The 23,249-nt window shown below is 55.1% G+C and carries 32 protein-coding genes; 27 read left to right on the top strand and 5 right to left on the bottom strand.

Annotation, left to right across the window (positions count from 1 at the left end):
* Positions 1 to 3 precede the first annotated feature (3 nt).
* Positions 4 to 822, top strand: a complete 819-nt coding sequence (locus tag ALMA_RS03005) for a hypothetical protein (RefSeq protein ID WP_094726330.1) — start codon at positions 4 to 6, stop codon at positions 820 to 822.
* Here ALMA_RS03005 and ALMA_RS03010 read toward each other — a convergent pair.
* Positions 819 to 1,082 carry a hypothetical protein gene (locus tag ALMA_RS03010; RefSeq protein ID WP_094726331.1) on the bottom strand — a complete coding sequence of 88 codons (264 nt, stop codon included), beginning with the start codon at positions 1,080 to 1,082 and terminating at the stop codon, positions 819 to 821. The genes ALMA_RS03005 and ALMA_RS03010 overlap by 4 nt on opposite strands.
* A gap of 103 nt (positions 1,083 to 1,185) precedes the next feature.
* Between ALMA_RS03010 and ALMA_RS03015 the strand changes: the two genes are divergently transcribed.
* The 5 genes from ALMA_RS03015 to ALMA_RS03030 all read left to right on the top strand — a co-directional run bounded on the left by ALMA_RS03015 (position 1,186) and on the right by ALMA_RS03030 (position 3,888).
* Positions 1,186 to 1,701 (top strand): cation:proton antiporter, encoded by a 516-nt coding sequence (locus ALMA_RS03015; protein WP_148140243.1) that lies wholly within the window; start codon positions 1,186 to 1,188, stop codon positions 1,699 to 1,701.
* Entirely contained in the window at positions 1,691 to 1,843 is a 153-nt protein-coding gene (locus ALMA_RS08130; RefSeq protein WP_158520637.1) for a hypothetical protein, read from the top strand. Before ALMA_RS03015 ends, ALMA_RS08130 begins: the two co-directional genes overlap by 11 nt.
* Positions 1,844 to 1,860: 17 nt before the next feature.
* Complete coding sequence (locus ALMA_RS03020) at positions 1,861 to 2,787, top strand: GH25 family lysozyme (protein WP_094726333.1); 927 nt, start codon at positions 1,861 to 1,863, stop codon at positions 2,785 to 2,787.
* Positions 2,788 to 2,799: 12 nt separating this feature from the next.
* Entirely contained in the window at positions 2,800 to 3,021 is a 222-nt protein-coding gene (locus ALMA_RS03025) for a hypothetical protein (RefSeq protein ID WP_094726334.1), read from the top strand.
* 150 nt (positions 3,022 to 3,171) lie between these two features.
* Positions 3,172 to 3,888 carry a hypothetical protein gene (locus tag ALMA_RS03030; RefSeq protein ID WP_244568845.1) on the top strand — a complete coding sequence of 239 codons (717 nt, stop codon included), beginning with the start codon at positions 3,172 to 3,174 and terminating at the stop codon, positions 3,886 to 3,888.
* A gap of 238 nt (positions 3,889 to 4,126) precedes the next feature.
* Here the strand turns inward: ALMA_RS03030 and ALMA_RS03035 are convergent, their stop codons facing one another.
* On the bottom strand, positions 4,127 to 4,321 hold the full coding sequence (locus ALMA_RS03035; protein WP_094726335.1) for a hypothetical protein: 195 nt from the start codon (positions 4,319 to 4,321) through the stop codon (positions 4,127 to 4,129).
* On the bottom strand, positions 4,314 to 4,466 hold the full coding sequence (locus ALMA_RS08135) for a hypothetical protein (RefSeq protein WP_158520638.1): 153 nt from the start codon (positions 4,464 to 4,466) through the stop codon (positions 4,314 to 4,316). The genes ALMA_RS03035 and ALMA_RS08135 overlap by 8 nt, the downstream gene beginning before the upstream one ends.
* A gap of 667 nt (positions 4,467 to 5,133) precedes the next feature.
* On the opposite strand from ALMA_RS08135, the gene ALMA_RS03040 reads away from it, so the two are divergent.
* The 3 genes from ALMA_RS03040 to ALMA_RS03050 all read left to right on the top strand — a co-directional run bounded on the left by ALMA_RS03040 (position 5,134) and on the right by ALMA_RS03050 (position 6,851).
* Positions 5,134 to 5,391, top strand: a complete 258-nt coding sequence (locus ALMA_RS03040) for a hypothetical protein (RefSeq protein WP_094726336.1) — start codon at positions 5,134 to 5,136, stop codon at positions 5,389 to 5,391.
* 188 nt (positions 5,392 to 5,579) lie between these two features.
* A complete protein-coding gene (locus ALMA_RS03045) occupies positions 5,580 to 6,035 on the top strand; it encodes a hypothetical protein (protein WP_094726337.1) in 456 nt (151 codons plus the stop codon).
* Between the two features lie 54 nt (positions 6,036 to 6,089).
* On the top strand, positions 6,090 to 6,851 hold the full coding sequence (locus tag ALMA_RS03050) for a TMEM175 family protein (RefSeq protein WP_094726338.1): 762 nt from the start codon (positions 6,090 to 6,092) through the stop codon (positions 6,849 to 6,851).
* On the opposite strand, the gene ALMA_RS03055 is transcribed toward ALMA_RS03050, so the two are convergent.
* The gene (locus ALMA_RS03055) at positions 6,848 to 8,566 is read right to left on the bottom strand and encodes a DHH family phosphoesterase (RefSeq protein ID WP_094726339.1); all 1,719 of its coding nucleotides are present in this window, start codon (positions 8,564 to 8,566) and stop codon (positions 6,848 to 6,850) included. The genes ALMA_RS03050 and ALMA_RS03055 overlap by 4 nt on opposite strands.
* 414 nt (positions 8,567 to 8,980) lie before the next feature.
* The gene (locus ALMA_RS03060; RefSeq protein ID WP_094726340.1) at positions 8,981 to 9,742 is read right to left on the bottom strand and encodes an acetoin reductase; all 762 of its coding nucleotides are present in this window, start codon (positions 9,740 to 9,742) and stop codon (positions 8,981 to 8,983) included.
* 147 nt (positions 9,743 to 9,889) lie between these two features.
* Here ALMA_RS03060 and ALMA_RS03065 point away from each other — a divergent pair, with 147 nt between their 5' ends.
* The 18 genes from ALMA_RS03065 to rpsQ all read left to right on the top strand — a co-directional run bounded on the left by ALMA_RS03065 (position 9,890) and on the right by rpsQ (position 23,219).
* Positions 9,890 to 11,191 (top strand): Mbeg1-like protein, encoded by a 1,302-nt coding sequence (locus ALMA_RS03065; protein WP_158520639.1) that lies wholly within the window; start codon positions 9,890 to 9,892, stop codon positions 11,189 to 11,191.
* Positions 11,191 to 11,823 carry an IMPACT family protein gene (locus ALMA_RS03070; RefSeq protein WP_094726342.1) on the top strand — a complete coding sequence of 211 codons (633 nt, stop codon included), beginning with the start codon at positions 11,191 to 11,193 and terminating at the stop codon, positions 11,821 to 11,823. The genes ALMA_RS03065 and ALMA_RS03070 overlap by 1 nt, the downstream gene beginning before the upstream one ends.
* A 9-nt stretch (positions 11,824 to 11,832) precedes the next feature.
* The gene (locus tag ALMA_RS03075) at positions 11,833 to 12,429 is read left to right on the top strand and encodes an AbrB family transcriptional regulator (protein ID WP_094726343.1); all 597 of its coding nucleotides are present in this window, start codon (positions 11,833 to 11,835) and stop codon (positions 12,427 to 12,429) included.
* 162 nt (positions 12,430 to 12,591) lie between these two features.
* Complete coding sequence (gene rplM / locus ALMA_RS03080; RefSeq protein ID WP_086106584.1) at positions 12,592 to 13,041, top strand: 50S ribosomal protein L13; 450 nt, start codon at positions 12,592 to 12,594, stop codon at positions 13,039 to 13,041.
* A gap of 20 nt (positions 13,042 to 13,061) precedes the next feature.
* Positions 13,062 to 13,550 carry a 30S ribosomal protein S9 gene (gene rpsI / locus ALMA_RS03085; RefSeq protein ID WP_086106547.1) on the top strand — a complete coding sequence of 163 codons (489 nt, stop codon included), beginning with the start codon at positions 13,062 to 13,064 and terminating at the stop codon, positions 13,548 to 13,550.
* A 177-nt stretch (positions 13,551 to 13,727) separates the two neighbouring features.
* Complete coding sequence (locus tag ALMA_RS03090; RefSeq protein ID WP_094726344.1) at positions 13,728 to 14,387, top strand: TM2 domain-containing protein; 660 nt, start codon at positions 13,728 to 13,730, stop codon at positions 14,385 to 14,387.
* Between the two features lie 371 nt (positions 14,388 to 14,758).
* Complete coding sequence (adhE, locus tag ALMA_RS03095) at positions 14,759 to 17,419, top strand: bifunctional acetaldehyde-CoA/alcohol dehydrogenase (protein ID WP_094726628.1); 2,661 nt, start codon at positions 14,759 to 14,761, stop codon at positions 17,417 to 17,419.
* Positions 17,420 to 18,012: 593 nt separating this feature from the next.
* Positions 18,013 to 18,321 (top strand): 30S ribosomal protein S10, encoded by a 309-nt coding sequence (gene rpsJ / locus ALMA_RS03100; RefSeq protein WP_006288664.1) that lies wholly within the window; start codon positions 18,013 to 18,015, stop codon positions 18,319 to 18,321.
* A gap of 12 nt (positions 18,322 to 18,333) precedes the next feature.
* Positions 18,334 to 18,984, top strand: coding sequence for a 50S ribosomal protein L3 (rplC, locus tag ALMA_RS03105; RefSeq protein ID WP_086106545.1), 651 nt, complete (start codon positions 18,334 to 18,336; stop codon positions 18,982 to 18,984).
* A 3-nt stretch (positions 18,985 to 18,987) separates the two neighbouring features.
* Positions 18,988 to 19,641 carry a 50S ribosomal protein L4 gene (rplD, locus tag ALMA_RS03110; protein WP_086106544.1) on the top strand — a complete coding sequence of 218 codons (654 nt, stop codon included), beginning with the start codon at positions 18,988 to 18,990 and terminating at the stop codon, positions 19,639 to 19,641.
* A 5-nt stretch (positions 19,642 to 19,646) separates the two neighbouring features.
* Positions 19,647 to 19,943 carry a 50S ribosomal protein L23 gene (gene rplW, locus ALMA_RS03115; RefSeq protein ID WP_086106543.1) on the top strand — a complete coding sequence of 99 codons (297 nt, stop codon included), beginning with the start codon at positions 19,647 to 19,649 and terminating at the stop codon, positions 19,941 to 19,943.
* A gap of 34 nt (positions 19,944 to 19,977) precedes the next feature.
* Positions 19,978 to 20,808, top strand: coding sequence for a 50S ribosomal protein L2 (rplB, locus tag ALMA_RS03120; protein ID WP_086106542.1), 831 nt, complete (start codon positions 19,978 to 19,980; stop codon positions 20,806 to 20,808).
* A 15-nt stretch (positions 20,809 to 20,823) separates the two neighbouring features.
* Positions 20,824 to 21,102 carry a 30S ribosomal protein S19 gene (gene rpsS / locus ALMA_RS03125; RefSeq protein ID WP_086106541.1) on the top strand — a complete coding sequence of 93 codons (279 nt, stop codon included), beginning with the start codon at positions 20,824 to 20,826 and terminating at the stop codon, positions 21,100 to 21,102.
* Positions 21,103 to 21,462, top strand: coding sequence for a 50S ribosomal protein L22 (gene rplV, locus ALMA_RS03130; protein WP_086106540.1), 360 nt, complete (start codon positions 21,103 to 21,105; stop codon positions 21,460 to 21,462). It begins immediately after the preceding gene.
* Positions 21,462 to 22,274 (top strand): 30S ribosomal protein S3, encoded by an 813-nt coding sequence (gene rpsC / locus ALMA_RS03135; RefSeq protein WP_086106539.1) that lies wholly within the window; start codon positions 21,462 to 21,464, stop codon positions 22,272 to 22,274. Before rplV ends, rpsC begins: the two co-directional genes overlap by 1 nt.
* A 6-nt stretch (positions 22,275 to 22,280) precedes the next feature.
* Positions 22,281 to 22,700, top strand: a complete 420-nt coding sequence (gene rplP, locus ALMA_RS03140) for a 50S ribosomal protein L16 (protein ID WP_086106538.1) — start codon at positions 22,281 to 22,283, stop codon at positions 22,698 to 22,700.
* On the top strand, positions 22,701 to 22,934 hold the full coding sequence (rpmC, locus tag ALMA_RS03145; protein ID WP_086106537.1) for a 50S ribosomal protein L29: 234 nt from the start codon (positions 22,701 to 22,703) through the stop codon (positions 22,932 to 22,934). It abuts the gene before it with no gap.
* 18 nt (positions 22,935 to 22,952) lie between these two features.
* The gene (gene rpsQ / locus ALMA_RS03150; RefSeq protein WP_021618613.1) at positions 22,953 to 23,219 is read left to right on the top strand and encodes a 30S ribosomal protein S17; all 267 of its coding nucleotides are present in this window, start codon (positions 22,953 to 22,955) and stop codon (positions 23,217 to 23,219) included.
* Positions 23,220 to 23,249 lie beyond the last annotated feature (30 nt).

Genomic DNA, 23,249 nt, shown 5'->3' on the forward strand with positions numbered 1-23,249 from the left:
AAGATGACTCTCGAACTCATCATCGGCAAAGCAGGCACACCACATATTGATGGAAACGACATCGGCACACTCAACCAGGCTCTACGCGGCGCTGGATCGTATATACTCGACTGGGGTAATAATCTCACCGCGACTGTAACCGGGTCGAACACGGTGCAGATAGGTACGGGAGCGGGCACAATGGAAGGCCGCGACTTCATCATCAGCGCAGCCGAAAACGTAACCATCCAGTCCGGCTCGCAGGGCATGAAGCGCAACGACCTCATCTGCCTGCACTATAACCGCTCCAGCTCCACAGGCGTAGAGACGATGAATCTCGTCGCTTTGAAGGGTTATGCGACCTCCTCAAACCCACGCGACCCTTCCGTTCCGTCGGGAACTATCATGGGCGGTAGCTTGGACGCGTATTGGCCACTCTACCGTGTCCCTCTCGACGGTATTCGCATTGGTACGCCAGTGCGCCTCGTGGAGATGCTGCCTAGTTTACGTAATCTTCATTCTCGGCTCACAACATGGAAAACCACTTCATGGAAGCCACCATATACGAGTGGTAGTATCCAGCTATCTCGCGTCGATAGCATGGTTTTTGCGAATGGTAACGTGAAATTCACTGGCTCAGGCATGCAAAACTACAGTAGAGCCAGTGAAACCATACCCGCCGGCTATCGGCCGATAAGCGGTAACACGCCTATCCACTTCCTGAACGTGGGCTTCGCGTGCCTGCTCGGCACTGCGGGCGATGTCACGATGCTGGGCGACCCAAAGTCAGGATATTCGAGCGCACAGGGCGCGTGGGTGACGAGCGATACGATGCCAGATTAGGCTGTAATCCACGAGCCGAAGACCTGCAGGTAACGTGACCCGTTAATAGTGCCGTTCACTTCTATCTGGCCGAGCGAGTTGACCATCATGCTCGCTGAGACGCCAGTGTTATCACTCATGAGGAGCACGCCCTGCTCTGCTGGGCGATACCCGTCAGGCACGCGCTCCGAACTCGCAGTAAAGTGCGCGTTCATACCCGTAGACGTAGTCAGCACTTGCTGCGAGACGGTGACAGTCTTACCGATTTTATAAAACGTCACAGCTCTATCCATATACGGCAAGTGAGCAGTAGTTGTCTGCGCGGCAGTATCAAGCCGAGAATGAAGATTATGTTATTTCGCGCGAGGAGGAGGCGCGCTAGTTTTGTATCCACAGATTGAATTCCCCGAGGGCACCGACCCCATGGTCATCGCCCTCACGTTTATAGTAATTAGTCTCATCATCGCCGGGTCAGCGGTGATTAAGCTCTGGCTGGAGCGTGCTGACCGACGCTCGGAGGAGCGGACGGAGAAGATAGACCTCACGAATCGCGAAGCACTCGACCACGTACTCGAAAACACGCCCACAATGAGCGAAGTAAAAGCAAAGCTCGACAGAGATTACCACGCTATCAGCGAGCACGCTGAGCGGATAGATACACTGCAGGAGACGGTCGATGATATGTATCTCAGTCAGCTTCGTGCTCGCCTTTTCGCTCACCCTCGCTCGCGCGTCGAGCATGAGGAGCTCCTCGAAGTCGCTCAGAAGTATATCGAGCTCGGAGGTAACGGCTTAGGTCATGTGCGCGCCGAGTGGCTCGAAGAACGCTATAAACTCAGACTCACGATGGATAATTGGGACTATACGCGTCCGCTCGAAAAGGAGGAGGATGAAGGCTAAACATGTTGTCGGCGCGTTCGCTGTGATTACGGTCGCGGGACTCGTATCCGCGCTCCTCCTGCTAGCAGCGCTCCTCCTTGTAAAGTACGTAGCTCTTGCTGCGCTTATTGTTTTCTACCTCGCCGCCGGCGGGGCTTTTTAATAATGAAAGGAGCATAGATGGCTCTAAATGGTATTGATATCAGTAATTGGCAGCGGGGTATTAATCTTGCTGCTGTGCCTGCTGATTTTGTCGTAGTGAAGGCGACTCAGGGCACGGGGTACGTGTCGCCCGCTGTGCGCGAGCAGGCGGACGACGCGCTGGCTGCGGGTAAGCTTCTCGGCTTCTATCACTACGCGAGCGGCGGCAGTGCTCTAGCAGAGGCGGACTATTTCGTGAACACGATTCGCGATTACGTTGGCCGTGCTCTGCTCGCGTTGGACTTTGAAATGGGCGAGAATGCAGCATGGTCTAACCAGCCGAACACGTGGATAAAAACGTTCTGCGACCGAGTATCTGCCACGACTGGCGTAAAACCTCTCGTCTATATCCCAGCCAGTGGACTGTCTCGCGCTCAGGGCATCGGCGATTACGGTCTCTGGGTAGCCCAGTACGCAAATATGAAGCCTACGGGTTACCAGGCTGCCCCGTGGAATGAGGGTGCGTATGCGTGTGCTATGCGCCAGTACGCGTCTACCGGCCAGCTCAACGGGTATAGCGGTAATCTCGACCTTAATAAGTTTTATGGGGATGCTGCTGCGTGGGGCAAGTATGCTAATCCGATCGGGAACGCTACGCCTGCCACTGCACCAGCACCAGCGCCTGCGGCTGTGGATATAGAGCAGTTAGCGCGTGACGTTATCGCGGGCAAGCTTGGCGACGGGAACACGCGCCGCGAACGGCTCGGAGCAAACTACGATGCTGTACAGGCTCGCGTAAACCAGATTCTGGGAGCTAATCAGCACACTATCCACGTCGTCGCGCGCGGCGAGACACTCAGCAGCATCGCCGCTAAGTACGGCACGAACTGGCAGCATCTCGCGCAGATTAATGGCCTGAATAATCCAAACCTCATCTACGCTGGCCAGCGTATAACCATCAAATAGAAAGGAACTCAAATGGCAGAACATGCTAAAAATGAAGCCACAGACTACACTCCAGTGTTCAATGAGCAGATCCGCACGATTATCTACGTGCTCGGCCTCGTAGCATCCGTCGTCGGGCTCGGCTGCCTTACATTCGGCGCACCGGATGTGGGTGGTTTTATTAGCACTGCTGCAGGTATGCTCACGGCAGGTTTCGGCGTCGCGTATAACCCAGTGCGCCTCGCTAACAAGTAGACAGGTACGTGAAAGTCCCTCGTTTGAGTTGATTGCTCAAGCGAGGGACTTTTTCTGCGTTTTTCATGCGGTTATATGTATGTATTTGCTGTTATAGGCTGTTATGGTTTAGACTAAAAGGTAAATGGGTGTGTCGATGGGTGGAACATCATGATAATGCACATTGATAAGAATGAGCTTGAGACTCTTATGTATAAGCATAAGGAGGTTATCGGTACTCGCGGTAAGCTCAGCCTCTGGGGTGAAATGCTCAGCATTGTGGCGAATGCGGTAGGCGTGCTAACTACGAGTATCCCTAACGTTATCAAGCTCGCTATGGGTGTGCTTATTGTGATACTCGGCTATGATTGTATACGTCAACTGTATGCAGCGTATACACATCCGTACACAGTAGATAGGCTTTCGGAGGATATTGTGGAACTGGATAGGACAGAGCGTAGGAGTTCTATTATCGCTATTCGCGACCCACAGGCTCCAAGTCGCTACCTCGTCTATAAAGACACGGGATGGGGGTGCGATCTCTTCCCGAATGTGGCTACTCGTGAGCCGGCTGAGAATGACGTTCAGCATATTCGGGAGTCTCTGCAAAAGAACTACGGTCTTCATGCTCACGATATTAAGTCGCTCACGTTCATGGGGAGACAGGAAAATGAGAAGCCAAGCCCGGAACATAAGGGCGAGCTACGCTACTATACGTATAGTATCTATAACGCTCAGCTAGAGCATGTGCCTGCCGAGTGGCAGCATGATACGTTCACGATAGATAATCGTGAGTGCGCGTGGAAGACGCTCGATGAGATGAATGCAGACGAGCACACGCATCAGATCAACGCGGACGTCTTGAGTTTCGTAAAATACTACCAGTAGAACAGAAAAAAAGGGGGGGGGGCAACTATTAAGCTATTCTTAATAGTTGCCCCCCTTTTTTTCTACGTTTTACCCTCATTTTAGGCTTTTTCGTGAGATTATAAACGAGAATCTCGTTCACGTTTATTTAATCCCGTAGCATGATTCGCGAGTCAAGAAGGCTCTGAACATGCTCTCATGCTAGTGTTTTCAACGATAAGAGCACGCGTAGTTTATTTAATCGCGTGCGCTACATCATTTACTTATCGTCGCTTTTCCTCGGTCGTCCGCCGTGGCCTGGCCGCGTGGCCTGCCACGCGTCTATTGTTTCTGGTAACCAGCCACGTGTGCGCCCTATTCGCGCGTCTGGCTCAGGGAGCTTGTAGAGGCTCATGCTCGTACTCTTGACGCCTATGCGTTCAGCGATGTCGCTGAGGCTGAGATAGTTAATCATCGTTCTTGCTCTCCTTGAGTATGAGTGGTGTGAGTGCTGCTGCTAGAGCGCACGCGCTGATGAGGAACGGATTCCACTGGTAGAATGCCCCTATGCTCGCGGTGATGGCGAATAGGATACTGAGTGTCGTTATGGTCTTTTTCATGGTTCTCCGGCATAATAGTAGGTAGAGGGGCGTTCCAGATAATATCGGTATTTGGAACGCCCTTTTTTAGTTATCTGTTACTTCTTTTTGTTTTTCTTTCTCGGTTTCCTCTTCCAGTGGCGTATCTCTTTGAGGAGTACTGCTGTCGCTGTGATGAGGAGTGCGAGAGCTGTTAGTATTTCTGTCGGTGTCATGTTCACCTCCTTTCTAATAAATATAATAACACATATTATAAATATAAGCAAGGGGGACACGCGAAAAAACGAATGCTACACTAGAGCTATAAACCAATCAACCAAAAGATACTAGATATGGTCGGGAACTCGAGGGGGAACGCAAAAAGTCGGGAACTCGCAAAGCCAGTAAACACAAGGGCCCACAGGGTGCTTCTGCGAATTCTCCTCGTCTCCGCGAGTACCCTTCTGAGTTTCATCTCAGAAGGGTTTTTTCATGCCGAAAAGCACTGCAAATACTAGGGTTTCAGACAGTTCTTCGACGGAGAAGGCAGTGGGCTGAGAGATCTCTGGTTCCTCTCTATGGCGGTTTCGAGAGGGGGAACTTGGTGGGGAACAGAGAGGGGAATGTGATACGTGGAGAAGAGTCTTATAATGGAAGTAGATATTCGTGTTTTGACGTGAGTTTCTCGATATTCTATAAAGGAGGGGTGATGGATTATTCTACTGCACGTGCCATTGTAGAGCAGCATCATCCCGGCATGGTCGTTGCAGGTTTGTCTCAATCTGTTTTATGCTGGGCTTTCATTTTAATTAATGAGGGCGAGGAGTACCATGATGACGTGCCCGGTGCTGCCCTAAGTGTGGCTGTTGATCGTGGTACTGGGGAGTTCTTTTACTTAGTTCCTGGTACTGATGCTTTTTGGAAGTATATGCCGGACTTGGAAGAAGCTCCTATTCCTAAGGAATAGTTAAAAAATAGTTGAATTGAGTAAAGGCGTGGACCGTTCGCGGTTTCACGCCTTTCTTGTTTTTTGGGTAGTGTCGCCTTTTTTTTTGGGGGGGGGGCGTGTTTCGCAAGTTCGAATCTTGCCACTGCCACTTTCGCAGATTCGCTCACTGCGTTGTTTTGAGCGCATTAAAGAAAATTGGAGACGTTATGTTCACAAAGATTCCATTCTGGATTCTTTTTATTGATACGCCAGCGGAAAGTGGAGGAGTGGAAGCCTCCGTGGATGAGCCGAAGACTGCCGAACAGAATGAAGCAGAAGCGGCTGCGGTGAAGAAGGCTGACGCATTACGCGAGCCTGACCGTGAGTCTGCGAAAGACTTCAGTAAGGCGCTGAATAAGCGAGTCTCAGAAATCGAAGCAAAGTACGCGGATTATGATGAGCTGAAAGCGAATGCTCAGACTCTTGCTGAACGCATGGCGTCTTCTGTGTCTAGTCTTCCTCCAGCGGGTAAGAGGTCTCGCCACATTGTGAGCGAGCCTGTGTCTGCTCGTCAGAAGATGGCTGACGCGTATAACATGGAAGCGACTCTACCAGGCGTCGCATTCCGCGACGTGAACGAGGCTTACACGGAGTCTACGGGGTTCTTCGCTTTAGCGCGATAGAATTAGACGGTTCGTAGTGTCTGTCTTACCCCCCAGTATGCCATAATAGACCGCATGACACAGAATCAGCAGAACGTTCAGAACACCTCTCCGGACACGGATGCTATAATCCGTAATCATGACGAGTTCGAAGCCATGCACACGAGTTTCATCCATGAGAGAATGAACGCGCTCGCTGATGGTGTGACGGCCATAGCCATGACCATTCTCGTTCTCGAGATCCACGTTCCGGACGATACGAGCTCCGCAGCTCTCCTCGCCTTAGCCACGCAGATAGGCTTGTTTGCGCTAAGTTTCGTCGTCGTGGCGAATTTCTACCACACGCGCATGCGTCTCATGTCTCTCGTCGCGCGCTCGAATACGCCGCTCATATTCGCAGATTTCGTCTTCCTGCTCGGCATCTGCTTGCTTCCTCTCCTCACGAAGATGGTCTTCGAGTATCCCGACCATCGCCTCGCTGTGGCTGGCTTCGGCTTTGTCATGCTTCTCGTCAAAGGTATCCTGAACGCGATGGGGAGTATCATTCTGAAGTACCGACTCGTCAGCTCGTCCGCCATGAATGACGTGTACACGAGCGAAGAATCGACGCGCATCTTACACCGCGACGCGCGTCAGGAAGTCCTTGGTACGCTCCTCGTTATGCTCATCGCTATCGCGCAGCCGGCGTTCGGCGTCTGGTTTTATGCCATTTCGCCGCTCATCAGCTTCCTGCGCCGATATCGCGTGGGCAGCGCGTACGCTCGGCGCGGCCGCGTTTCCACCATTTTCGACGAGAAGCTCGAGCGCTCGCTACTTTCGCGCCGTCGCCGCCGTTAGCGCGCGACCATTTGGAGAGTCTTCTGTCCGCGGAACTCGTTATAGCTGAGCTGGACGCTGAATGTTCGTTCTGTCAATTCTTCTGTATTCCACATCAGTACTGGCGGACATCCAGGGGCCTGTATTTTCAGATGCTGGCCTTCGGCTCCGAGCTTTCGCACGTCGGCATCCTCCGGCACAGTCAGCTCGAGGAGAGGATACTCAAATCCCTTCCCGAAAGGAGCCAGAGAGTCGAGAAAATCAGTGACCTCACTGAGCGCAGCCACATCCCACCACTGGACATCCCCCTCATATCCTATACGCAGCGCTGGCTGAGGATGAAGTATCTCCTCAGGAGCGGTTACGCCCGATAGAGCGTCCACGAGAGTACTCAGTGATCCGCGCACACCGCAGGCGAGCTGATGTCCCACAAAGCTGAGATCCTCGCGCTCACCGAGTTTCTCGATGAGTGGGAAGTACTCCGGCGAGCGCATGGACCCTTCCACCATACCGTCATGCACATGAACCACAGCAGTAGGCAGGCAGCTGTCACTTTTCAGCCGACCAGCCAGAAGTCCGAGCATACCTTGAGGAGCATCAGTGATGTACACATACGGTGCGTATGTGGTGTCCAGGTCACTGAGGTAACGTTCCACATCTGCCTTACGCTGGGCGTTCGCAGCCTGAAGCCGTTCTATACACGCCGCACGGACAGTAGAGTCAGGGGACAAGAAGATGCGGAAAGCGTCCGCGAGGTCGGTGCCCACGCGGCGTGGCGCGTTAAACATCGGTGCCACGGTAAACCCGTAAAAAGACTCATTCACGTAGTCGAGGCGGACCGAAAGGGCGCGGAGGAATTGGCCATAGCCTTCGAAAGCAGTAAGGAAAGCCGGGTGCGTGAGCGGGTCCGCGCGCATGGCATCCAGCGCGTGCTCATCCGTGAGCAGCACGCGCGTCAGATGCAGCGAGCGGCGCACGAGGAAACGGTTATCATGCACGAGCGGCATGACATCCGAAATGGTGCCGAGGCCAGCGAAAAGCTGCAGAAGATTCAGAAAACGGCACTGCGCAGGCTCACTGTAGCGCCGCGCATACGCCGTCACCACGAGCAGAGCCACAGCAGCTCCGCAGATGCCGCGCAGAGGATACGTGGAATCGAACGCACACGGGTCAAGCATCGCATCTGCCGGGCAGTCCACCTCCTGCTCATGATGATCCGTCACCAGCACCTGCAGACCCTTCGACTGCGCGTGGCGGATACCGTCCACGGAATTCACGCCCGAGTCGCACGTGAGAATGACCTGTGTATCCGGGAACTCAGCGAGGATATCATCCACATCCTCAGGGCAGAACTCGTGACCATAGGTGTAATCCGGAATGTGGATATGCACGTTCAGACCGAGCTGGCTGAGCCCCGCGTACAGAATAGTTCCCGACGTGATGCCATCCATGTCGAAGTCGGGGGAGATGGTGACGGTTTTGTGCTCGTCTATGGCGAGGTGGTGCAGCTTTTCGAGGAAAGCATCCATGCCGTCGAGCTGGGCTGCATAGGGAGCGTTTATATCTGTGAGGTACTCGTCGGTCAGTCCTGCGCGCTCGCGCAGGAGGGCGAGCGGCGAGAGTGGGGAGTGGGGCTGGGGATTCTGTGGCTGTGGGGTGGCGGACGGGGTCGGGGCGGGGGTCGGGGCGGGAGTCGGGGCGGGAGTCGGGGCGGAAGCATTCTCAGTGGTGGTCATGGTCAGCCATTTTACACGCGCGGGTCGAGGGGGAAGAACGGGCGTGTAGCTCGGGAGGAGGTCAGTAGATCAATCAGTTTTGGGCTAATTCCGACAAAGAGGCTGAGTTCGTTTTTCACTTTAGGGCTTATTTCGACATTCGCTTTCCGCGCGACTGACCTATGACCGGATACGGATGGGGAAGAATCGGCTTAAAACGGGGATTCGTCTCGCGGTCCCATGAGGGCTCCGAGACCTCGCGTCGGGATTAGCCCGAAACTGCCAGACGGCCCCCGACACGCATGGCGGGATTAGCCCGAAAGTGGCTAAATCGCGCTCGCTCGCCCCCATATATGCACCACACGCAAAGCGGCGCTTCCCGAGAAACCCCGAAAAGCGCCGCCCGCTTCAGCATTCAGCTGTAAGTCTTCAGCTTTAGACGTAGTGCATGCCGCCATCCACGAGGATAGCCTGACCCGTGATGTAGTCAGACTTCTCGCTCGCGAGGAAGGAGACGAGGTTCGCCACATCTGCAGGAGTCTCACCGCGGCCCAGAGCGATGCCCTCGAGGGTGGCCTTCAGGCTGTCGCCCACTGGAACATGATTGATCTCTGCCAGGCGACGGTCTATCTCATCCCACATAGGAGTGAGTACCACGCCTGGGCAGTACGCGTTTACGGTAATGCCATACTGTGCCAGCTCCTTCGCAGCAGTCTGCGTCATGCCGCGCACTGCGAACTTGGTGGCTGAGTATGCCGCCAGTGGGGTGAAGCCCTCGTGGCCAGCGATGGACGAGGCGTTAATAATCTTACCCTTCGTGCCCTGCTTAATGAACTGGTGAGCAGCTTCGTACGTGCCGTAGAAAGCACCCTTCACATTAATGTTCAGCAGGTCATCCAGAGCCTTATCGGTCTGCTCGAGGAATGGCTCGATACGGCAGATACCTGCGTTATTTACCATGACATCGATATGCCCGAAGTCAGCTACTACGTCTTCGACGAGTTGGTGGACTTCCTCGTGGGATGCCACGTTTACAGCGTATCCCTTCGAGCCGTTCCCTACTTCTTCAGCGACCTTCTTCGCTGTTTCTACATTTATATCCGCTACTGCTACGGCGAATCCGTCTTCGACCAGCTGCTTGACGATTCCCTCGCCGATTCCCTGGCCTCCGCCTGTAACGATGGCTACCTTCATCATGCCCTCCTTGGACGTCGAACTTCTTTGAACATCACGCACGGTGTGTATCACCATGCACTTCATGATGGGGCGCTCCTTTGAGCGTTCACAGTTACGAAGAATAGCACCGCTTTTCGCTGTACACGAGCGGATGCTAGGATGAGTTCTGTGAACATTCTCACTTATGCGCAGACCATGCTGGAACCTTTTGATGCCGTTCCTTTTAACGACGTGGATGCCTCCATCCTCGCTCAGCTTTCGTACGCTCAGCTGGATGACGGCTGTGTGCCTACTCTCGAGGTGACGCGAGCACTGTACGAGTATAAGTGCGCTCAGGCTACCCGTCGTACGCCGGCGAATCTCTGGTCCGCATTGCTTCACCGCGATGACCCCGCGTACTCGTTCGACGCACGTGCTGCTCTCAGTGACGAGGAGCGCTTCGTCAGCCTGACTGAAGCGTTCTGGCGTCGCGAAGACTTTGAGACTATCTTCCCCACGGATGTGACGCGAGACATGATGGTGGATCTCGTGGCAGCGCTTACCTCCTCGCCGCGTTTTCGCGACGTGCGCGTGGGGGAGTTCACCTATGAATTTAACGACGAGCGGCATAATGATAAGCAATTCGCCGCGATGACCTTCCTCCTTCCGAATGGCACAGAAGTTCTCTCGTTCCGCGGCACGGAGTCGAGCTTCGTGGGATGGCGCGAAGACTTCGAGCTCGCTTACGAGAAGGTGATTCCTTCACAGACCGCGGCAGTGGAGTACGTGAAGGAGATGGCGCGTCATGCGGGGGTGTCCCGAGAACTCATCCTCGCCGGCCACTCGAAGGGTGGAAATACCGCCGTCTACGCGGCATCCGTCGTTCCAGAAGACATCCAGAAGCACATCGCGCATGTCTACACCTTCGATGGTCCGGGCTTCATCACTGACCTGCTGGAGACGCCAGGTTACCAGCGCATCGCCGAGCGCATTACGAAGCTCATTCCGCAGGACTCCTTCGTGGGCCTCATGTTTAAGGGTCGCGAGCCATACAGTGTGGTGCACAGCAGTGCGAGTGGCTTTAATGAACACTTTATGTATCACTGGGACGTGGATGTGGCCTCGGCCTGCTTCGTTCCGGAGGAAAGCGTGACGTCCACCGCGCTGAACATCGCTGATTCGTACGTTCAGTGGACAGATTCGCTCGACATTCCGACTCGTCGTAAAGTCATCGACTCCATGTTCGCCATTTTCGAGTCCACAGGGTACAGCTCGTTTGCTGAGATTTCCTCGAATATGTCCACCGCCGGTCCGGTCATGTGGCAGGCCGCGTATGGGGCCGACCCTGCTGTGCGCGACGTGGTTATCACCGCGTTCCGTGACCTCTTCTCGCTTATTTTCGGCTTCAATCGTTCGCTTCTGCAGGTCGAGGGCTTCCTCAGCCGTCTGCCGTTCGGCTTCGGTCAGAGCTCGCAGGGCGGTGAGCAGTAGTGCAGACCGTGGTGAACCCTCCGTCTGCACCTGCCCGTTTCACGCTTGTGGAGAAGAAGTCCGAGTTTCTCTCAGCTACCTGCCACATTTCCTCGCTCGACGAGGCTGTGGCGTTCGTCGAGCAGGTGCGCGCCGAGCATCCGAAGGCGCGGCACGTGTGCTTTGCGGCTATTCTCGGCGCGAGTGAGGCGCAGTTCCAGGAGAGGATGAGCGATGACGGTGAGCCGAGCGGCACCGCTGGAAGGCCAATTCTTCAGGTCCTTCGTCAGTCAGGTACTACAGACACGGTCATCGCGGTGACACGGTACTTCGGCGGCATCCTTCTCGGAGCGGGTGGTCTCGTGCGTGCATATTCCACTGCTGCTTCAGAGGCCTTGAAACTCGCGGATATGGGCAGCGTTATCGTGGCGCAGCACTACACCTGCACCGTCGAGTATGCGCAGCATGCGCTGCTGACGCGGGTGATAGGGCAGTGTGGAGGGAGAATTGACACAGAAAACTTCGCTGAACGCGTCACCGTACACTGCACGCTGCCGCTGACGAAAGTGGACGAATTCGAACACGCCGTCGAGCAGACCTTCCAGGCGAGCGTCACACCCGAACGTGGCGCACTTGGCTCACTGATGGAATAAAATGAAACCATGCAAGAATCTCTGAGTGCCGAATACGAGTTTTTACGCCATACTGAGGATGCTGGCGAGCTGAGCGCACGCTGCCATACACCGCTGCCGGATGCGAGCGATGCCGCAGCGTTCTCGCGTGCCACAGCTCTGCTCGAAGCCGTCGCGGGGAATATGCATACTCCTGAGGCCGATCGCGTGTTTCTCGCGGAAACGATGCCATACCCGAACATTCTCGTAAAGCTGTCCACGGATCCGGCCGTATCGGTGCGTGAAGCTGTCGCAGCGAATACCTCGTCGAAAGACTGGCTCGTGGGACGCCTGACGAAAGATGACGAGGAATCGGTGCGCGCGAAGGCGCTCATGAATCCTGTGACGACGTGGCGTATGCGTATGGAGGGAGCGGAAGATCCGCGTACGGAAGTCCGTGTGCTCCAGTATCTCGCAGGTCTCGGAGCCGAAGAGGGCTCGAAGGCGCCGCGCGTTCTGGCGGCTATGGTGCGCCGTGCTGTGGCAGAAAATCCGCAGACGGATGAGCAGACTCTGCGCGCTCTGGCTGAGGATGCCGTGCCGGATGTGGCGCATGCTGCGGCAGCGGCGCTCGACCGGCGTGTATAGAGTCGCGCTCGTCTCGGATATAGGGTAGGATAAAAGATTGTTGTGTTTCCCTTAGGGGTCCAGGAAAGCGCTTTCCCACTCGCTCACTAGGACTTTCAGGGAGCCCACGGATAAAGGATGTCATAAGGCATCTGGAACACAATGAAAGAAAAGGTTATACAAGTGAAGACTTTCACTCCAAAGCCACATGATTTGAGCCACGAATGGTACATCATCGATGCTACTGACGTGGTACTCGGTCGTTTGTCGGTACAGGTAGCTAACTTGCTTCGCGGCAAGAATAAGCCAACGTTTGCTCCACATGCTGATGGCGGTAACTTCGTTATCGTTATTAATGCGGACAAGATTGCTTTGAGCGGCAATAAGCTGGCGAAGAATCTCTACCAGCACTCTGGTTACCCAAGCGGTCTGCGTGCGGATTCGTATGCAGAGCTCCTGGAGAAGAACCCAGAGCGCATCATTCGTTCTGCAGTTAAGGGCATGCTCCCTAAGAACAAGCTGGCTAAGGTTCAGCTCGGTCGTCTGCGCGTGTACGCAGGTGCAGAACATCCACATACCCCAAACCAGCCTCAGGTAGTAGAGATCTCCCAGGTCTCTCAGCAGGCTAAGTAGGACCGAAAGGAGAATCCACAATGGCTGAAAATGCAAGCTCCGCGGTTCTTGAGACCGAGGTAGAACTCACTTCGTACACTTCTGAAACGAACGCAGGTGCTGGTACCGGTACGTCTGTGATCGCTCCTGGCTACGGCACTGGCCGTCGTAAGGAAGCCGTCGCTCGCGTGCGTCTGGTTCCAGGTTCGGGTAAGTGGACCGTAAACGGTCGTACCCTCGAGGAGTACTTCCCTAGCCGTCTGCACCAGCGTGAGGTGAACAGCCCTATCGTTCTGCTCAAGCTCGAAAACAAGTTCGACGTGATCGTACTCGTAGACGGCGGCGGCGTAACCGGTCAGGCAGGTGCTATCCGTCTCGGCGTGGCACGTGCTCTGAACGCTATCGATCGTGATGCAAACCGCGCAGCCCTGAAGAAGGCTGGCTTCCTGACTCGTGACGCACGTGCTGTGGAACGTAAGAAGGCTGGTCTGCATAAGGCACGTAAGGCTTCTCAGTACTCGAAGCGTTAAGTCCTGTTTTTTCTACGGCTTTACGCCTCGTACTGAAGTGTGCTTCAGTAGTGACGAATGCCCCACTCCATCGTTATCGTATGGAGTGGGGCATTTGCTATAGTGAGAGGTACGATAACCCTTCTCGAAGGCTCTCGGCTAAGCAGAGAGCAGAGGGGCGAAAAAGGAAGGATAGAGATGGACGAGCAGAATGTGCATGATGAGCCGTCAGAGCCAGTAGCTCCAGCAGTGCCAGAAGCCGGAGTTCAGCAGGAAGCGTCGGAGACGTCAGATTCAGCTCCGACGCAGGCACAGGAGCCGCAGCAGACGGCACTCCAGCAGGAAGCAGCTACGCAGCCGTATGAGCAGCAGCCGTACGCGCAGGCATATGCTCAGCCTCAGCCACCCCAGCAGCCACCTTACGGACAGGTTCCACCACAGCAGCAGTATGCGGGTGCGCAGTCGGGGCCGTACGCTCAGCAGCAGGGCGTGCCCTATGGTCAGCCTCAGTACGCACAGCCTCAGGCAGGTCCGTATGCACAGCAGCCCTATGCTCAGGCGCAGCCACAGTATGTGGCGTATGGTATGCAGGGCCAGCCTCTCATCGTGGGGAATAAGAATAAGGTTCTAGCGGCTGTACTGGCCTTCTTCCTCGGCGGTTTCGGTGTGCATAACTTCTACCTCGGTCGTACCGGCCGTGGTATCGCGCAGCTTCTCATGTGCACCATCGGCTGGCTGCTCATCATTCCACCATTTATCGCGGGGATATGGGCATTCGTCGAGTTCATTCTCATCCTCGTGGCTGCTCCTGGAACGACGTATCACCAGGACGCACAGGGATTTGAGCTGCAGGACTAGGTACTGGTAGGCAGGAGAATCTCCTCGGTTCTTACTTTTTGCTCGACGGCGCATTCTGAGAGATAACAGACTCTCGGAATGCGCCGTTTGGCACAAAAGAGGGCGCTTAGGTGGACCCTGCGTTTTCTCTATTCGCCCAGCTGAGAAGAAGAGGAAAAATTGGCATAAAAGAACGTCTTACGGACTTTCATAAAATAACTTTACAGAAGTCGAGCCGAGAATTTGCGTGTCGGAACGAAGTCCTTTACGCTGTGAGGTATAACACAAAAGACGTGTGAAAGCACGACCAGAGGAGGTCACTCGTGGCGAAGACTAAGGAAGCTCCACAGGAGCAGACGCAGGCACAGGCACCAGCTCAGGAAGCCCCTGCCATGTCCCCAGCAGAGAAGGAAGTAGACGAGCTCGTCCAGCGCGCACTCGTAGCACTGGATGAATACCAGAACTTCGACCAGAAGAAGATAGACTACATCGTCGCGAAGGCGTCCATCGACGCACTGCACGCACACCTCGAGCTCGCGAAGCTCGCCGTGGACGAAACCGGGCGCGGTATGGTGGAAGATAAAGCGACGAAGAACATCTTCGCGTGCGAACACATCACGCATCACCTGGCGAACCAGCGCACCGTGGGCATCATCAGCGAGAACGATGTGGACGGCATTACCGAGATAGCAGAACCAGTGGGCGTGGTAGCAGGCGTGACCCCAGTGACGAACCCTACGTCCACCACCATTTTTAAGGCTCTCATCGCTCTGAAGACGCGCTGTCCTATCGTCTTCGGCTTCCATCCATTCGCACAGGAATGCTCGAAGGCAGCAGCGAAGATAGTGCGCGATGCTGCAGTGGCAGCAGGTGCACCGAAGGACTGCATCCAGTGGATCGAGCACCCATCCATCGAAGCGACGGGCGCTCTGATGAAGCACCCAGGTGTGGCTACCATCCTGGCCACCGGTGGTCCTGGCATGGTGAAGGCAGCATACTCGTCTGGTAAGCCAGCTCTCGGCGTGGGTGCAGGTAATGCTCCTGCCTACGTGGATGCAGATGTGGATCTCGACCGCGCAGTAAACGACCTCGTGCTCTCGAAGCATTTCGACTACGGCATGATTTGCGCTACCGAGCAGGCCATCATCGCCCACACGGACATCTATGATGCTCTCATCGAGAAGCTGAAGGCACGCCACACGTACTTTGTGGAAGGTGAGGAAAAGGCGAAGCTCGAGCAGTTCATGTTCGGCGTGACTGCTGGCGAGTTCGCGAAGACAGGCAAGAAGCCATCTCTGAACTCGAAGGTGCCAGGAAAGTCTCCACACTGGATCGCGGAGCAGGCGGGCATTACTATCCCAGAAGATACCGTTATCATCGCAGCAGAATGCTCGGAGGTGAGCGAAAACGAGCCACTGACCATGGAAAAGCTCGCACCAGTGCACGCTGTGCTGCGCGCGAAGAATAAGGATGAAGCGTTCGTCCTGTGTGAGCAGATGCTCGTTCATGGTGAAGGCCACACGGCAGCCATCCACACGAATAACGAAGCACTGGTACGCGAGTATGGCCTGCGCATGCACGCCTGCCGCGTCATCTGGAACTCCCCATCCTCGCTCGGCGGCATCGGAGACATCTATAATGCCATCGCGCCATCGCTCACGCTCGGCTGCGGCTCCTACGGCGGTAACTCCGTCGCGGGTAACGTCCAGGCAGTAAATCTCATTAACGTGAAGCGTGTAGCACGAAGGAATAATAATATGCAGTGGTTTAAGATCCCTCCAAAGACGTACTTCGAGCCAAACGCTATCCGCTACCTGCGCGACATGGTGGGCGTGAACCGCGTGGTCTTCGTGTGCGACAAGGTCATCCTCGACCTCGGCATCATCGATAAGGCCATCGCTCAGCTCCAGCAGCGTCTGAATAAAGTGGAGTGGCGCATCATCGATTACGTCGAGCCAGAACCATCCATCGAGACGGTGGAACGCGGTGCAGCTATGATGCGCGACGAGTTCCAGCCAGATACCATCATCGCCATCGGCGGTGGTTCGCCTATGGATGCGGCGAAGATTATGTGGCTGCTGTACGAACACCCAGAAATCGAGTTCCGCGACATCCGCGAGAAGTTCTTCGACATCCGTAAGCGCGCATTCCGCCTGCCAGAGCTGGGGAAGAAGGCGAAGCTCGTATGCGTACCGACCACCTCGGGTACGGGTTCGGAAGTCACTCCGTTCGCTGTGATTACGGATACGAAGACGGGTATCAAGTATCCTATTACGGATTACTCGCTGACGCCATCTGTGGCAGTGGTGGATCCAGTCCTCGCGCGCACGCAGCCTCGCCGCGTGGCTTCGGATTCTGGTTTCGACGCCATCACCCACGCTATGGAAGCCTACGTGTCTGCGTATGCGAATGACTTCACGGACGGTCTCGCGCTGCACGGCGTGAAGCTCTTGTGGGAGAACCTCGCCGACTCGGTGAACCAGGGTCAGGCGAACCCTCAGGCTCAGGAGAAGGTTCATAACGCTGCGACTATGGCGGGCATGGCATTTGGCTCGGCATTCCTGGGCATGTGCCACTCGATGGCGCACACCATCGGCGCACTGTGCCACGTGGCGCACGGTCGATGCAACTCCATCCTGCTGCCATACGTCATCCGCTATAATGGTCAGACTCCTCTGGAACCTATCAGCTGGCCGAAGTATGACAAGTACGTGGCTCCTGAGCGCTACCAGGACATCGCCAAGCAGCTAGGTCTGCCTGCTGCCACGCCTGAAGAAGGTGTGGAGAACCTCGCTCGCGCTGTGGAAGACTACCGCGATAATAAGCTGGGCATGGACCGCTCCTTCCAGGCTGCAGGCGTGGACGAAGAGCACTTCTGGTCTGTGCTCGACCAGATAGGCATGCGTGCGTACGAAGATCAGTGCACCCCTGCTAACCCGCGCATTCCTCAGATCGAGGACATGAAGGACATCGCTATAGCGGCATACTATGGCGTGTCTCAGGCCGAGGGTAAGAAGCTGCGCGCTGAGCGTGCTGCGGCTGCGGCTGCATAAGGCTGCTTTTCGTAGTCCATTTTTCGGGCGGTGTGCGTCGGTTCGGCGTAGACCGCCCGTTTTGTGTAAGGAGAGACGATGAGTGTATTTCCGGGTGTACGCACTCGCGGCGTTCGGCGTGTGCGTGCTCGTGAGTGGTGCGGCAGCTGCCCGCGGGAGGTCAATTCTTCTCAAGCGGGCTCATAAGAAAGAGAAAGAATTGACCTCGAAGGCAGCAGGAGCGAGACATGACACTCAATACACGCGCGGGCGTGCTCGTCAGCTGGTAATATCCCAGGGCTCGTGTACTGTGAACACGTACTCATACACCAGACCCGGTTTTCTCACACGATTATCCTCTCTGGGTGAGCGTCTTCTGTCACGCAGAAAACGCGACACGCCCGGATGATTTCGGGTAGGGGTTCTGGTTAAATAGATGAGTTGCCTGTTTTAGGCTCGCATGCTTTTATGCTTAATATTTGAAATAGCGAGCGTGGCAGCGGTAAGTGCCGCTAGCTACGCACTGATGGGGATTCGTCCATGAGGCGAATGACGCCGGTTAGTGCTCTAAACAGGTTGGAAATGTATCGATCGCAAGAAAGGGCGGACGGCGAATGGCGGGACAGAAAATCCGCATCAGGCTAAAGTCCTATGACCATGAGGTCATCGACCAGTCGGCTAAGAAGATAGTCGAGACGGTCACGAACGCAGGCGCTACTGTAGTAGGCCCAGTTCCACTTCCTACCGAGAAGAACGTGTTTGTCGTTATTCGTTCTCCTCATAAGTATAAGGATTCTCGCGAGCACTTCGAGATGCGCACGCACAAGCGTCTTATCGACATCGTAGACCCAACTCCTAAGGCAGTTGATTCTCTGATGCGTCTCGATCTGCCAGCAGACGTAAACATCGAGATCAAGCTGTAAGGGAGGGGAGAAATGACTTCGAATAACAATCGTCAGGCACTGCTCGGCACCAAGCTCGGCATGTCTCAGATGTGGGATGAGAACGGTTTCTTCGTTCCAGTGACGCTCGTAGAAGTAGATACGAACGTCGTTACAGCTGTGAAGAATGAGGAATCTGACGGCTACAAGGCTGTTCAGATAGCATACGGCGCTATCGACCCAAACAAGGTCACCAAGCCACTGGCTGGTCACTTTGCTAAGGCAGGCGTTACCCCTCGTCGTCACCTCGTCGAGTTCCGCACCGAGGACGTAGAGAACTACGAGCCAGGTCAGGAACTGACTGCAGAGATCTTCCCAGATGGCGCTGTCGTCGATGTGACGGGCACCACCAAGGGTAAGGGCTTCGCTGGTACCATCAAGCGCTGGGGCTTCAAGTCCTACCGTCGTACCCACGGTTCTCACAAGAACGAGCGTCGTCCAGGTTCTGTAGGTGCATGCGCTACTCCATCGCGCATCCTTAAGGGTAAGCGCATGGCTGGTCGCATGGGTCATGACACCCACACCACGCTGAACCTCACCGTCGTATCTTCCGACGCAGCAAACGGCGTCATCGCTATCAAGGGTGCTGTACCAGGACCTAAGGGCGCTCTCGTCGTCGTACGTACTGCAGTGAAGGGAGCATAAGGTATGGCAAACGTAACTTTGAACATCACCGATGCTAACGGTAATGCAGCTGGCACCGTCGAAGCTCCAGTAGAGCTCTTCGGCATCGAGCAGGACGTCGTGCGTGCACACGTTCCACTCGTACACCAGGTGGTTATCGCTCAGCTGGCAGCTGCTCGTCAGGGCACCCATGCTGTAAAGAACCGCGCTCGTATCTCCGGCGGTGGAAAGAAGCCATGGAAGCAGAAGGGCACCGGTCGTGCTCGTCAGGGTTCCATCCGCGCTCCACAGTTCGCTGGTGGTGCAGTAGTTCATGGTCCAGTACCACGTGACTACTCGCAGCGCACCCCTAAGAAGATGAAGGCAGCAGCTCTGCGCTACGTGCTTTCTGATCGTTTTAACGCAGGTCGCGTACACGTCGTGAACTTCGGTCTGGGCGAGACTCCATCCACGAAGGCTGCTAAGGCTGCTCTGTCCGTGGTCGAGAACCGCTTCACCACCGTAGTCGTGTCCCGTGAGAACATCACCGAATGGCTGTCCGTTCGTAACCTCACCTATGTGCACGTGCTCTTCGTGGATCAGCTGAACACCTATGACGTCGTGACCGCTGAAGATGTCGTCTTTACTCAGGACGCCTTCGACGCTTTCGTGGCTGCTAAGACCGCTAAGGAGGCCTAAGTTCCATGGTCGCTATTCATAAGACAGCACATGACATCATCATCAAGCCAGTAGTTTCCGAAAAGGCTTACATGAACTCTGATCGTGGCCAGTACACCTTCGTGGTGGCACCAAAGGCGAACAAGATCGAGATCAAGCAGGCTGTAGAAGAAATCTTCAAGGTTAAGGTTACCAGCGTGAACACTCTGAACCGCATCGGCAAGCGCCAGCGCACTCGCACTGGTTTCGGTCAGCGTGCTTCCCAGAAGCGTGCTATCGTCACCGTCGCTGCAGGTCAGACCATCGACATCTTCGGTAACTAAGCAATAGCCGAGAAAGTTAGGATTAAAACACATTATGGCTATCCGCGTATATAAGCCAACGACTGCAGGCCGTCGTAACGCATCTGTCTCTGATTTCTCGGAGATTACGCGTTCCACGCCTGAAAAGTCCTTGCTGCGTAAGCTCAGCAAGACTGGCGGCCGTAACTCGTACGGTCGCATCACGAGCCGTCACCGTGGTGGCGGACACAAGCGTCAGTACCGTCTCATCGACTTCAAGCGCTGGGACAAGGACGGCGTACCAGCTAAGGTAGCGCACATCGAGTACGATCCAAACCGTTCTGCTCGCATCGCTCTTCTGCACTTCGCAGATGGTGAGAAGCGCTACATCATCGCTCCTGAAGGCATCAAGCAGGGCGATACCATCGAGACTGGTCCACAGGCTGACATCAAGCCAGGTAATAACCTGCCACTGGCGAACATTCCTACCGGTACCGTGGTGCACGCCATCGAGTTGCGTCCACTGGGCGGTGCGAAGATCGCTCGCTCTGCAGGCGTATCTGTACAGCTCGTGGCTAAGGACGGTAACCTCGCACAGCTTCGTATGCCATCCGGAGAAATCCGTAACGTCGAAGCAGCATGCCGCGCCACCATCGGTGAAGTAGGTAACTCCGAGCACGCAAACATCGAGCTCGGTAAGGCTGGACGTGCACGCTGGATGGGCAAGCGCCCTCACACGCGTGGTGAGTCCATGAACCCAGTAGACCATCCACATGGTGGTCGTACCCGCGGTGGTAAGCCACCAGTATCCCCATGGGGTAAGGGTGAGGTTCGTACTCGTCGTCCTAAGAAGGCTTCGAACAAGATGATTGTTCGTCGTCGTCCTAACGGTAAGAACCGCAAGTAAGGGAGTGTCGAAGAGATGACTCGAAGCATCAAGAAGGGCCCATTCGTCGACGCCCACTTGCAGAAGAAAGTCGACGCTCAGAACGAAAAGGGTACTCACGACGTCATCAAGACCTGGTCTCGTCGTTCGATGATTACCCCAGACTTCATCGGTCACACGTTCGCGGTTCATAACGGCCGCAACCACGTGCCGGTGTTCGTTACTGAAGCGATGGTAGGTCACAAGCTCGGAGAGTTCGCTCCTACGCGTACTTTCAAGGGCCATGTTAAGGATGATAAGAAGGGACGCCGCTAAATGGAAGCTAAGGCAATTGCTCGTCACGTTCGCGTGACGCCACGCAAGGCTCGCCGCGTCGTGGACCTCATCCGCGGCAAGAAGGCGACCGAAGCCATCACCATTTTGAAGTTTGCTCCACAGGCTGCTTCCACTCCAGTACTCAAGGTACTCGAGTCCGCGATAGCTAACGCTCGCGTAAAGGCAGAACAGGCAAACGAACCATTCCGTGAGAACGAACTGGTAGTAGCAGCTACGTATGTCGACGAGGGGGTAACCCTCAAGCGCTTCCGTGCACGTGCACAGGGCCGCGCTGGTCGCATTAACAAGCGCACTTCCCACATCACGGTCATCGTCGCAGATAAGGAAGGTGCACGCTAATGGGCCAGAAGGTAAATCCATTTGGTTACCGCCTCGGCGTAACCGAGTATCACCGTTCGAAGTGGTTCTCTGATTCCACGAAGAAGGGCGAACGTTACCGCGATTTCGTTCTCGAAGACGATAAGATTCGTAAGGCTATGACGAAGGACCTCGAGCGTGCAGGCGTGTCCCGCATCGTCATCGAGCGTACCCGTGACCGTGTGCGTGTGGACATCCACACTGCTCGTCCAGGTATCGTCATCGGCCGTCGTGGTGCAGAAGCTGATCGCGTACGCGCTAAGCTCGAGAAGATTACCGGTAAGCAGGTACAGCTGAACATCTTCGAAGTGAAGAATGCAGCTATCGACGCTCAGCTCGTGGCTCAGTCCATCGCAGAGCAGCTCGCTAACCGCGTGACCTTCCGTCGCGCTATGCGTAAGGCTCAGCAGGATGCTATGCGTGCAGGCGCTAAGGGTATCCGCATTAAGCTCTCCGGTCGTCTCGGTGGTGCGGAAATCGCACGTTCTGAGTTCTACCGTGAAGGCCGTGTGCCACTGCAGACTCTGCGTGCTTTGATCGACTACGGTTTCTTCGAAGCAAGCACGACTTATGGCCAGATCGGCGTGAAGGTATGGATCTATAAGGGCGACATGACCGAGAAGCAGTTCGAAGAGCAGCAGGCTCAGCAGAACAACCGCTCTCGCCGTGGCTCGAATGACCGCCGTCCACGTCGTAACAACCGTGGTGCAGCTGCACAGCGCGGCGCTAAGGAAGCTCCAGCTCAGGCCGAAGCTCCTGCAGCACCAGCTGAAACTGCAGAAGTAAAGGAGTAAGTGAGAATGCTTATCCCAAAGAGGACCAAGTACCGTAAGCAGCACCGTCCAGTGCGCTCGGGTATGTCTAAGGGCGGTAACGAGATCGCTTTCGGTGATTTCGGTATTCAGGCTCTTGCTCCTGCTTACATTACCAACCGTCAGATCGAAGCTGCACGTATCGCTATGACCCGCTACATCAAGCGTGGTGGCCGCGTGTGGATCACGATCTTCCCAGATCGTCCTTTGACGAAGCACGCTCTCGGCGCTCGAATGGGTTCCGGTAAGGGTGCACCTGAGTTCTGGGTGGCTAATGTACGTCCAGGACGCGTTATGTTCGAAATTTCAGGCGTTTCTGAGGAAGTTGCTCGTGAAGCACTTCGTCGTGCAGTCGATAAGCTGCCTATGAAGTGCCGCATCATAGCTCGTGAAGGCGGTGACAACTAAATGGCAAACGCTACGGATTACTCGATCAAGACTTTGAACGAGAAGACTAACGCAGAGATTGAGGACTTCCTCAAGAAGTCGAAGGAAGAACTTTTCAACCTTCGCTTCCAGAACGCCACTGGTCAGCTGGAAAATGCGTCTCGCATCAAGGCTGTCAAGCGTGATATCGCCCGCATGTACACTGTTCTTCGCGAACGTGAACTCGGTATCACCGAGTCCCCAGTGCAGGAATAAGAAATCTGAGGAGTTAACATGGCTGAAAAGCTGGAACGCAACGATCGTAAGGTCCGCACTGGATACGTAGTGTCCGAGGCGATGGACAAGACGATTACCGTTGAGTTGGAGCAGCGTTCTACCCATCCATTGTATGGTAAGGTAGTACGTAGCAACAGCAAGGTCAAGGTCCATGACGAGAACAACGACGCACATGTCGGCGATCTTGTTACAATTATGGAGACAAGGCCTTTGAGCAAGACGAAGCGTTGGCGTCTCAACGCTATCGTCGAGCGTGCTAAGTAAATAAGTTCGGCAAGGCTCCGCGTACACCTG

Source organism: Alloscardovia macacae (assembly GCF_002259705.1).
GTDB classification, from domain to species: Bacteria; Actinomycetota; Actinomycetes; order Actinomycetales; family Bifidobacteriaceae; genus Alloscardovia; species Alloscardovia macacae.